Source organism: Moorena sp. SIO4A5, from assembly GCF_010672005.1.
Taxonomy (GTDB): domain Bacteria; phylum Cyanobacteriota; class Cyanobacteriia; order Cyanobacteriales; family Coleofasciculaceae; genus Moorena.
In genome coordinates this window covers 1-10,667 of sequence record NZ_JAAHHZ010000181.1, presented here as the reverse complement: position 1 = coordinate 10,667, position 10,667 = coordinate 1, and the positions used below count along the sequence as shown (strand labels likewise).

Sequence of the window (10,667 nt, the reverse complement as noted above, 5' to 3'; positions counted from 1 at the left end):
AGGGTTTTACTTTTATCAAACAGGGGAGTTTCTGGAGAGTTGAGGTATTTCGGTTGCTCATCCCCAAGACTTCTACCACCAAAGCCAATCACTCGACCTTGGGTGTCGTGGATGGGAATCATAATGCGATCGCGAAAGCCATCATAATACCCACCATTGTCCCTAGGCTTAATCAATCCCGCTTGCTCAACTAGCTTCACTGGCTTCCGTTTGTGTTCCACCAGATAGCGGTAAATGGTTTGCCAACTAGCTGGAGCATACCCTAGCTCGAAAGTAATGATAGTTTCCTCACTCAGACCCCTTTTACCGCGCAAGTACTCTAGGGCCTGCTGTCCTTGGGGTTGTCTGAGGGCATGTTGATAGAAAGCTGTGGCTAAGGCCAGAATCTCGTAGAGTTGCTCTTGTAGAGAAAGTTGCCGTTGTAATTGCTCCCGCTGTTCCGGTTGGAGGGTTTGGACTGGCACCTGGTAGCGCTGTGCCAAATCCAGCACCACATCTGAGAAGGAGTGCTTGCCAATCTCCATCAGGAATTTAATCGCATTCCCTCCAGCTTGGCAGCCGAAGCAGTAATACAGTTGTTTAGAGGGACTGACAGTGAAACTGGGAGTTTTTTCCTCATGGAAAGGGCACAGACCGACATGGTCTTTGCCACGCTTACGCAATACCACATGCTCCGAGATGACATCCACAATGTCAGACCGTTCCTTAACTGCTTCAATAGTGTTTGGGTGTAGCCGTGGAATGTTCATTGCTCGATTATTGCTTACAATCAACAGGGTGTTTTTAACAAAACTCGCGGAATTCCCCCGAGTAGCGTGAAGCAGGGGGGATGCATAGGGAAAAGGTTTTGTGATCAAATAATGAAGAATGTAATTCTAAATTCGCGCATTCTAAATTCGCGCATTCTATTAAGACCCTTACCAGATTTTCGAGAGCTTTAGCACAAAACCAGGCAAAACTGCCTCACCGCTAACAGTAGCAGGATTGTCTAACCGTTCGGTTTCCACTCCAGGACGATAAACATAAACCCGTTGATGCTTGCGGTCTATCAGCCAGCCCAGCTTTGCCCCATTATCGATATACTCGGTCATTTTATTTTGCAAGGTTTCTAGCTTGTCACTAGGAGAGCGTAACTCCACCACAAAATCAGGACAGATGGGAGCAAACCTTTCTTGTTTCTGAGTTGGAATGGTATCCCAACGCTCTAGCTTAATCCACGCAGCATCAGGGGAACGTTCTGCACCATTGGGAAGCTTGAAACCAGTAGAGGAATCAAAGCCAATGCCTGTACCGTCGTCATCCGTCCAGTTGGCAAGCTGTTGAATTAGTTTGAAATTTCGGTTTCCTGTTACTCCCCCCGTTGGAGACATAATAATGATTTCCCCTGCCGATGTGCGTTCAATGCTTAATTCCCGGTTAATCTGACAAAATTCAAAAAACTGGTCATCATCCATAGCCAGTGCTGGGGGCATCCTCAGCACAATTGGACTGGTATCAACAGGTGTGGTGGCTACTGTCATGACTAATTACCTGGCTTCGAGCACTGTGCGGAGTTTTTTCTATTCTAAGGGGAGCGCCCAGAGTGCTTCTAAGGTTTAGTGCCATTTCAGTATGACAGCTGTTGGCAAGACTTGACACAAAATGCTGTTTCAGGTCTTGGTCAAAAAGTCAAGATCCATGGGATCTGTTTTTAGCCAGTTGATCGATGAAAGGCTACTAATACTATCCCCAAACAATTAGGATGAATGACCCGACAGCCACACGACCAATTTGCGAAACAGTATTTAACGGAGTTGTTAACACCTCACGGTGAGGTGCAAATCAGCCGCGAAGTAACCAGTGAAGTACGCCAAGTGGATATTTGGTTTCTACCAACACCTTCGGTCTCCACACCACCCCAGGTTTTAGGATTGCTCGGTGAGATGGCATCAACTGCCTGTTTATTGGAACCGTTCCGCAATGCCATCGGGATCATGGCGGTGCGTAATTGTCTGCTGAAGTTGTTTGCCCTCTACGGTGAGCTACAGCGCCAGGCACGACGAGAGAAAAATTCTGTGTCAGAACCTGACTTGCCCTGTTTATGGATTCTGTCTCCTTCTTGTTCAAGCAACCTATTGAATGGTTTTGCCGCCAAACTTGATGATTCAGGGAATTGGGTGGAAGGAGTCTATTTTTTGCCTGAGTTGTTCAAGACAGCCCTGGTGGCCATTAACCAGCTACCGGTTACGGAAGAAACCCTCTGGTTGAGACTTTTGGGACGCAATCGCACTCAGGAGCAAGCCATTAAGGAATTGGTGGCACTGCCAGTTGGACACCCTTTACGGGGCAACATCTTAGAGATTCTGGCCAACTGGCGCATCAAAATAGAAGACAGAGAAGATTTAACTGAAGACGACAGGGAGTTAATTATGAATTTATCACCAGCTTATTTGCGTTGGCGAGAAGAAACCTTAGAACAAGGCCGGGAACAAGGCCGGGAACAAGGCCGGGAACAAGGCCGGGAACAAGGCCGGGAACAAGGCCGGGAACAAGGCCGGGAACAAGGCAATTTAGAGGGACAGCGCCTGATGGTAGAGAATCTACTGGCAGGGCGGTTTGGCCGTGTTGATCTCGAATTATCCCGGACAATTGAGCCTTTGATGCAGTTGCCGATCACAGAGCGTACTCAGGTGCTGCTTAACTTGTCCCGTGAGGAACTGTTGGAGAGGTTTGGAGAGAGTATATCTGATTGATAGGAAGTGTAAGCATTAAGCGGTCAGCGATCAGCTTCTTGAGGCTTTTCCATAATCACTTAGGTGCGCTTTCCGTGATGGCGAACGCGCCCCGCGTGACCTACGGTCAAGGGATTGCTCGCCATCACGGGTCGCACCTCATGTACTCGTCCCAGGGCTAAATGCCTATGTTTGTCTTGATTTAAAAGCTGACTGCTTAGAAGCTGATCCCTGAATTATTACAGCTAGAGTGTATCTGTATAACCATTTCAAAGTAACTTGTCAACTGCTATCTCTTCCTGATTCAATTAATTTTTTTCAAAGTCTTGCTAGATAAATAAAAATCTAGTAAAAAAACAAAATAATCACCAAATATTAACTAATATCAAGTAACATCATAAGTAGCTGCTTACTTTATTTTTTGATAGTTAATATTTATTATTGCATTTTATTTTAATAAATAAAACAGAATAGAAGCAATATAGGTAATTAAATCAAGCATTGCTCACGAAAAAAAGCCTCTGTAGAGACCTTATACATAACATCTCTACAGACTATATAAAGTTTCGACTCTATTTATTTATCAGGGATTGCATACATTCGCTGATAGCTGATAGGTGACCGCTGACAGCTGATAGTTAATAGCTAAAGATTCGTTGGTTTTAAAACCAAGACAAAAACCTGAAATTACTAGTGAGTGCTAAAGAGAAACGTAGGTATATGACAAATCGAATCATACGTCCCATATACGACATCCAAGGTGAAGGTCATATCTCACCATTTGTTGGTCAGTCTGTCACCACTACAGGTATTGTGACTGGGGTAGCGAGCAACGGCTTCTACCTACAAGACCCTTATGGAGATAATAATGATGCCACCTCAGATGGAATTTTTGTCTTTACTAATTCTACTCCTACGGTCAGAATCCGTGACGAGGTGCAAGTGAGTGGTGATGTCCAAGAATTTCGGCGTAGTAACCGTTCCGATGACTTAACCCTGACTGAAATTACTAACCTGACTAATATTAGGGTCTTATCATCGAACAACCCTTTACCTACTGCAGTGGTTATCGGTGAAGACCGTACAGTACCTACAGAAATTATTGATGATGATGGTTTAACTGACTTCAATGAAGCTACTGATAGCATCGACTTTTACGAAAGCCTAGAAGGGATGCGGGTGCAAATCAATAATGCTGTAGCGGTTGCTCCCACTAATAGGTTTGGTGAAATTTGGACGGTTCCAGGTGATGTCAATCCTACTGGTGTTAATAATCGTGGTGGCATTACCATTAGTGACGGTGACTTCAATCCAGAACGAATTCAGATTGATGACACTCTATTGAATGGCACCTCTCCTATAGTTAATGTCGGTGACGAGCTCGGTACTGTAACAGGGGTACTTAGCTACAGTTTCGGTAACTTTGAACTCCAGTCTACTGAACCAATTCGTGCTACATCCGGTAACCTAACCCCAGAGATAACGAATTTAGTCAGTAGTGCAAATCAAGTTACGATTGCTAGCTTCAATGTCGAAAACCTCGACCCCAATAGTCAAGATGGGGATGATGATATCGGTGATGGTAAATTTAATGCGATCGCATTTCAAGTTATCAATAATCTCCAATCCCCGGATATCATTGCTCTGCAAGAGGTTCAAGACAATAACGGAACTATAGACAATGGTAATGTGGATGCTAGGGAAACCTACGAAACTCTGATTAATGCCATAGTTGCTACTGGTGGACCTCAGTACTCCTTCTTTGATATCCCCCCTGTGGACGGTCAGGATGGGGGTCAACCTGGTGGTAATATCCGCGTCGGTTACCTCTACAACCCTAACCGAGTTACCATCAACACTGATTCTGCTCAACGTATTGGTGTTGGTGAGACGGCTTTCGATAATACCCGCAAGTCTTTGTTGACGGAGTTTGAGTTTAACGGTGAAACCATCTCTGTTATTAATAATCACTTCTCTTCCAAGGGTGGTAGTGACCCTCTCTTTGGTGAGAATCAACCACCACACAACGGTCAGGAGGAGAAACGGAATCAACAAGCTCAAATCCTTAACGATTTCGTCGATACCATTCTGACTAATGACCCTGATGCCAATGTGGTAGTGCTCGGAGACTTCAATACGTTTGATTTTGAAAAACCACTGGAAACTCTTAAGGGAGCTCACAATTCAGTGCTGACCAATCTGACGGAAACGTTACCAGAGGATGAGCGTTACACATTTATTTTTGAAGGGAACTCTCAGGCACTTGACCACATTTTAGTCAGTGATAACCTAGTTAATGCTCGTGCTGAGTATGACATTGTCCACGTCAACAGTGAGTTTGCTGACCAAGCTAGCGACCATGACCCAATTTTGGCTCGCTTTACCTTACCTGAGCCAACTATTATCAATGGCACCGCAGGTAGTGATCAGCTGACTGGTACTGATAACAATGACATTATCACTGGTTTCCAAGCTCGAGATTTGCTCACTGGTGGTGGTGGTAATGATCAGTTTGTCTACACTTCACACCGAGATGCTGGCGATCAGATCACCGACTTTGAAGTGGGAAGTGACAAAATTGTTCTTACTGAGTTATTTAATAATAACGGAATTACAGTTGCTAATTATGCAGATGCGATTAATCGGGGCTTTCTGAGTTTTGGTTCACAGGACAATAGTGCTGTTGTTTTGTTTAACAAAGATGGCTCGGATGCCAGCAATTATCAAGGGGTTTTCAGGGAATTAGAACACGATTTTTCGTTTCCTTCTTTAAATACTAATTCAGATGGAAGTCAGATATTTCTGGTTCTCGAAGATGTTGATGTTGTTGAGCTCCATGATGCTAGTAATTTTGTGTTATAATCTAGAATTATGTTTGATTTTCAAGGTTGAAGGTTGTGAGGTTGGAGGTTAGCAAGTTGAAGGTTATTTGGTTGAAGGTTATTTGGTTGAAGGTTGAAGGTTATTTGGTTGAATAATCTTTATCCTGTTCCAAATAATGTTTAACGTTATTTAGCTGATTTTCGGTGCTTCTCAAGGGCTACAATAACTTCGGCTACTGTTAGGATTACTAGTCTACTCAGAAGACCTCTTGCAAAGTTCCAAAACTATTGCTAGCTTGCCTACTCCCGACTCCCTACTCCCTACTCCCTACTCCCTACTCCCTATCATTTACGCCAAGACAAACGAACAGGCATTTCCGACCGTGGCATCAATTCTGGCATGTCATGGGTAGCTTTAAATCTTGCCATGTGCTTACCATACCAGTTAGCTCCTGGAAAAGCCGTTAAACCATGAGCAAACACACTGATCAACACAGTTACTACCATAGTGCTAAACATCACTTCACTACCCTGAATTCCATCCCCCTCTAAAATTAGTAAACCATACAATATTGAAGCCACTCCCCTCGGTCCAAACCAGCCCAGAAATAAGATAGTATACCAACGCAACTTCATACCAATCACGCTAATAGCAACCCCTACCATCCGAGCAATGGTCAGAGTAGCAACGGCGTACAATCCCATCTGCCAATTCACCTCATCCAGAGCAGGAAACACCATCATTGACCCATAAATCATAAAAATCAGCAGCACCAGCAACTGTCCCTCTGCTTCTCCAAACTCATATAAACAATCACAAATTGATGGAGCTGTATTCCCTAGGGTTAAGCCAGCACAAAAGGCGGCAATAAAACCATTGCCCCCCACTAATTCTGCGATCGCCTTTGGCGTGGCCTACGGCCAATCGCATAAGCGAATAACGACAGTCCTAATACCGATAAATCTTCAAAACTATGAGTAATCCACTTGCGGCGAGCACTCTCTGACACCAACCAACCGCCAATATAGCCAACTGCTACCCCAACGATTGGTCCGAGAATCACTTGCATAGCAGCAAAGCGAAACCAAAAGCTTGCTGTTCCCGTCCCTTCCATTGTTCCAGCTAAAGAGAGGAAAATTAATAGAATCGGTAAACAAATACCATCATTCAAACCACTTTCAACATTGAGGGATTGACGAATACAAATCGGAACACTCCGACTGCTGACCACCGCTTGTCCTAAAGCCGCATCAGTGGGAGCCAGAATTGTTGCCAAGGCCGCTGCTTCCCAGAATTATAACCTACCTCCAAGCAACAGTACTGCCAAAATTGTTCCTAGGATAATTGTCAGCGGTAGACCAATACCTAACAGACGTACTGGTAAATTGTACTCTCGACGCAACAGTTTAAGATTAATCCGAGAAGCATCAGTGAACAAAACCAGAATCAAGGTAAATTCAGCAATTATCCGAACAAACTCATGCTCTACGTCTAGATTCAATAAACCCAACAATGGCGGACTCAATAAAATTCCAAAGATAACAAAAGCCATCGGTGGAGTAATCACACTTTTCTCAATGCGCCCAGAAATTAAACCAAAGCCAAGGATAAATAGGGCAATAATCGCAAATAGTTCAGTGTTCATGAAATTATCTAAGTCCTGAGTGCGTCAGTGCGATAGCAAAGGGAATAGGGAACAGGGAACAGGGAATAGGGAATAGGGAAAAAAACCTGTGTACCTCATAGTTATGAAAAGCGCTGATAGCTGTTCGCGTAGCGTGCGCGTAGCGCATTAGCTGATAGCTTAAGTTACAAAAGTCTGCTTTTACCACCCAAGCCAATCAGCCAGATCACAACAAACAACCAGTGAATGACGACAGCTGTCCAGATGGAGCCACTTTTAATATAAGCAATAGTACAAATAATTCCCAAAAGTGTAGCTAGGAATAGAAAAATAGGTTTAAAAAATGTTTCCCGTGCCGCCGGATAGAAGGTGATAGCATTCAGAGGATGATAGATAACAAAAATGAATAAACTTACTGTAGACCAAGCGTATATTGAAATTAAGGAAGGGTTTTCTGAGGGATGAGGTAATAATAAAACCCGGAAAAATATCTCCTCAGCTATTGCTGGGGTAAACAGAGCAGTTATCATAATCTTTCCCACTAGATGCCAAGAGGTTTTGAAATTAACAGCATTTAGATCAGTTTTCCTGAATAAAGGAGATAATGGGGAATTATCAATAGTAAGTAAGTTCTGATCTAGTTGCAGAAAACCGTTCCGTAAACCAATCGGTAAAGCAATTAAACCATAGATCACAATTAAGATAACTACAATTACCCAAGCTTGACCATCAGGAAACGTTAATATCCCAGCAATCAAGCGCTCGGCAACTCTTTCAGCAAATTTGGCTGACATCTCCATAGTGACATCTCCATAGTGACATCTCTATAACTAGTAACATAAAGATGTTAATACGTAAGCATTAGCTGAATGCTTACATTCATACTCCCTTAAACCCAACTTCCATTTCTTTCATCGATTCTTCCACAATTACAGTATCAGTTTTATGAAGTTTGCGAGCAATACCAATTTGATTGAGCACAATGCCACAAATAATTACAGCACCACCAATATATTGAGCTATTGTTGGTACTTCTGAGAGAATCAAGTAAGCTGCTAAAATGCCCGCTACTGGACTAAACGAACTGGCCAGAGAAACATCGGATGCAGTAGTAGTCTTCAAACCCTTAAACCAACAGAGTTGACCCCCTACTACAATCACAGCTCCATAGAGGAGCATCCATTGCCAGACAAAGGGTGAGAAAACATTCATAAAGTGACCTACTCCAAATAACTTAATCACCACAACAAAGAAAATGACTGTACCTGTAGCAGTTCTGAACACCGTAAAGATGCCCAGAGGGATTTGGCGCAGCTTCACTTTACTAATAATCGTAGAAATTGCTAATGCGATCGCACCTGCTGCTGCCATCAATTCACCGACACCAATCCTAAAGCCTCCCGCCATAGTAATCATGTTTTCCTGCGGAGGCTGAAGCAAAATAGTCAGGATGACACCAATAAATGAAATAATCGCACCAGCTATCACCCAACGATTTACCCGTTCTTTGAGAAGTAAAACTGACAAAGCCAAAGCCAGAGGAGGCTCAATGCGTCCAATCAGCACTACATTATTAACAGCAGTGCGCTCAAGAGCGATAAATATCAGAGATGGTGCCAGTGCTCCTGACAAAACTGCGACACCCAGTAACCCTAACCAATCTGTTCCAGAGAGTTGTCTTAGGGCTCGAAAATTCCACTGTCGTCCATAAATAGCAATCAACGCTAGCAACGCGCAGAGATTGCCAACAAACAAAACATTACAGAAGGAAATAGGATTGTTACCATCAATTAAATTATCTGCACCCAGGTCAGTGAGCTTACGAATGACCGAATTCGCTGCTGCAAAAATTAGGATAGCGATCAATAAGTAACCACGCCCTGGAATCCGATTCAACCAATCTGTTATTTTAGCAATGAAACTTGACATAGACGTTGACAATAGCAAAGTTTAAATGACAGGGTAAGCGCAAGAATCAATAAGCCTAGGCTTATTGATAAAAAAACCGCGCCATTCTCAACAAATTAATTCTATTGCGAGTACAGTTCTACTAGATTATAGGGGTTTCGAGCCACGATCAACCGATATCCACCCAATCCACATTATGGGCAATTTTTTCTTGCGCTTACCCTGGTTTCAATGAATTATATCGTGTCCAGATGTACCATCGATTCAAAATGAGACACAGTTTATCTCATCAAGACGCATAACTGAGTCTTGTTGGAATTGTGACTTATAGGCGGCACGGATATCTTCAATAGCTTGCTCTGCCTTTGCAGAGCGCTTATAAAGGATCATCACCATACGGGACTCCTCCTGTATTGTCTTGTCTGTTTTAGCATCTCGCCATTGTCCTGATATTTTGTCAATGCTTAGCCCATCTGGAAATCGAGGGCTTATTACATTATCAAGGAACTTTTGCCATACTAGAGGTTCCACTTTTCCGCCACCAGGGATGTTTAAACCAAAATAGAGTTCAACCTTAGACATGGTTTGGCCTTCTACTGGACAAGATGATGATGCGAGATTGCTTTGAGGGAAAGTCAACAAAAATAATACAAAAATTACTACCACACAAATGAAGTTACTTAATGTTTTCATAGTTAGACAATGAGATCTTATAGCACTATAGCACCGTAGCACAATTTAACGTTTATTTATGCCCACCTACTTAATTGAGCCAGAGTTAGGTAATAACTATACCTGTAGGATAGGTTAATAACGCACCCTACCACTGAGGTCTTAAATAAAAGTATTGTCCATAAATCATTTAGAATCACTATAGTCAGCACATTGTTGGATCAGTTTTGCAATTAATCCAGTCCAACCATTTTGGTGACTTGTTCCAATTACTAAGCCACTATCGCCATGGAAATATTCATATAACAGAATTAAATTGTGCCAATTCGGAGCAGTTTTAAATTCCTTAATTTTGCCATAAAGAGGACGATGACTGGATTGATTTTTATGGAAAATCCGAATCAGACGCCGGGATAGTTCTACAGAGACTTCCCCAAGGGTCATCAGATTACCTGACCCTGTAGGGCATTCCACTTTAAACGTATCTCCTAAATAGTAATGGAAGGTTTGCAAGGATTCAATTAAGAGATAGTTAAGGGGCATCCAAATCGGACCACGCCAGTTAGAATTTCCCCCAAATAACCCATTACTAGATTCAGCAGGTTCGTAGTCTACACGATGTTCATTATCATTGACATAAAATAGATAAGGATTATCCTTATGAAACTTAGAAATAGCTCTGATACCATAGTCACTTAAAAACTCATTTTCATCCAACAACTTGCTCAGAATGCGGCGGAATTTATCACTTTCTACCACTTTGCCAAGAGTCATATAACATAGAGCAAGCATCCGCTTTGCGCCTACTCCCTTAGTTTCCATACAAGCAACATTGCGTTTGAGATCAGGGCGATGTTGAATAAACCACTCCAATCGTTTTTTAAAACCCGGAAGTTTATTGAGCGTCTCTGGTTCTATAGTAGTGACGG

The 10,667-nt window shown here is 42.8% G+C and carries 10 protein-coding genes and 2 pseudogenes; 3 read left to right on the top strand and 9 right to left on the bottom strand.

The window, feature by feature from the left end; all coding sequences use genetic code 11:
- The coding region (gene dnaG, locus F6K57_RS31105) for a DNA primase (RefSeq protein WP_293072006.1) at nt 1–749 on the bottom strand (749 nt) is incomplete at its 3' end.
- Nucleotides 750–917: 168 nt separating this feature from the next.
- The gene (locus F6K57_RS31100) at nt 918–1,520 is read right to left on the bottom strand and encodes a Uma2 family endonuclease (RefSeq protein WP_293029056.1); all 603 of its coding nucleotides are present in this window, start codon (nt 1,518–1,520) and stop codon (nt 918–920) included.
- A gap of 225 nt (nt 1,521–1,745) precedes the next feature.
- On the opposite strand from F6K57_RS31100, the gene F6K57_RS31095 reads away from it, so the two are divergent.
- The 3 genes from F6K57_RS31095 to F6K57_RS31085 all read left to right on the top strand — a co-directional run bounded on the left by F6K57_RS31095 (nt 1,746) and on the right by F6K57_RS31085 (nt 5,946).
- Nucleotides 1,746–2,732: a hypothetical protein gene (locus F6K57_RS31095; RefSeq protein WP_293036500.1), complete on the top strand. Its 987-nt coding sequence runs from the start codon at nt 1,746–1,748 to the stop codon at nt 2,730–2,732.
- Between the two features lie 699 nt (nt 2,733–3,431).
- A complete protein-coding gene (locus F6K57_RS31090; protein WP_293072005.1) occupies nt 3,432–5,573 on the top strand; it encodes an endonuclease/exonuclease/phosphatase family protein in 2,142 nt (713 codons plus the stop codon).
- A 229-nt stretch (nt 5,574–5,802) separates the two neighbouring features.
- Entirely contained in the window at nt 5,803–5,946 is a 144-nt protein-coding gene (locus F6K57_RS31085; protein WP_293019357.1) for a hypothetical protein, read from the top strand.
- Here the strand turns inward: F6K57_RS31085 and F6K57_RS31080 are convergent.
- From F6K57_RS31080 to F6K57_RS31050, 7 genes and pseudogenes are all read right to left on the bottom strand, one after another.
- Nucleotides 5,879–6,421 carry a cation:proton antiporter gene (locus F6K57_RS31080; protein WP_293019359.1) on the bottom strand — a complete coding sequence of 181 codons (543 nt, stop codon included), beginning with the start codon at nt 6,419–6,421 and terminating at the stop codon, nt 5,879–5,881. The two genes, F6K57_RS31085 and F6K57_RS31080, sit on opposite strands and share 68 nt — an antisense overlap.
- Nucleotides 6,421–7,179, bottom strand: a pseudogene (locus F6K57_RS31075) (cation:proton antiporter). Before F6K57_RS31075 ends, F6K57_RS31080 begins: the two are co-directional and overlap by 1 nt.
- 4 nt (nt 7,180–7,183) lie before the next feature.
- The gene (locus F6K57_RS31070; RefSeq protein ID WP_293072004.1) at nt 7,184–7,327 is read right to left on the bottom strand and encodes a hypothetical protein; all 144 of its coding nucleotides are present in this window, start codon (nt 7,325–7,327) and stop codon (nt 7,184–7,186) included.
- A 16-nt stretch (nt 7,328–7,343) separates the two neighbouring features.
- Nucleotides 7,344–7,958, bottom strand: coding sequence for a CPBP family glutamic-type intramembrane protease (locus tag F6K57_RS31065; protein WP_293072003.1), 615 nt, complete (start codon nt 7,956–7,958; stop codon nt 7,344–7,346).
- 79 nt (nt 7,959–8,037) lie between these two features.
- On the bottom strand, nt 8,038–9,087 hold the full coding sequence (locus F6K57_RS31060) for a DMT family transporter (protein WP_293072002.1): 1,050 nt from the start codon (nt 9,085–9,087) through the stop codon (nt 8,038–8,040).
- 243 nt (nt 9,088–9,330) lie between these two features.
- Nucleotides 9,331–9,759 carry a DUF3574 domain-containing protein gene (locus F6K57_RS31055; RefSeq protein ID WP_083305243.1) on the bottom strand — a complete coding sequence of 143 codons (429 nt, stop codon included), beginning with the start codon at nt 9,757–9,759 and terminating at the stop codon, nt 9,331–9,333.
- Between the two features lie 165 nt (nt 9,760–9,924).
- Nucleotides 9,925–10,667 (bottom strand): annotated as a pseudogene (locus F6K57_RS31050) (glucosidase); the annotation flags it as partial.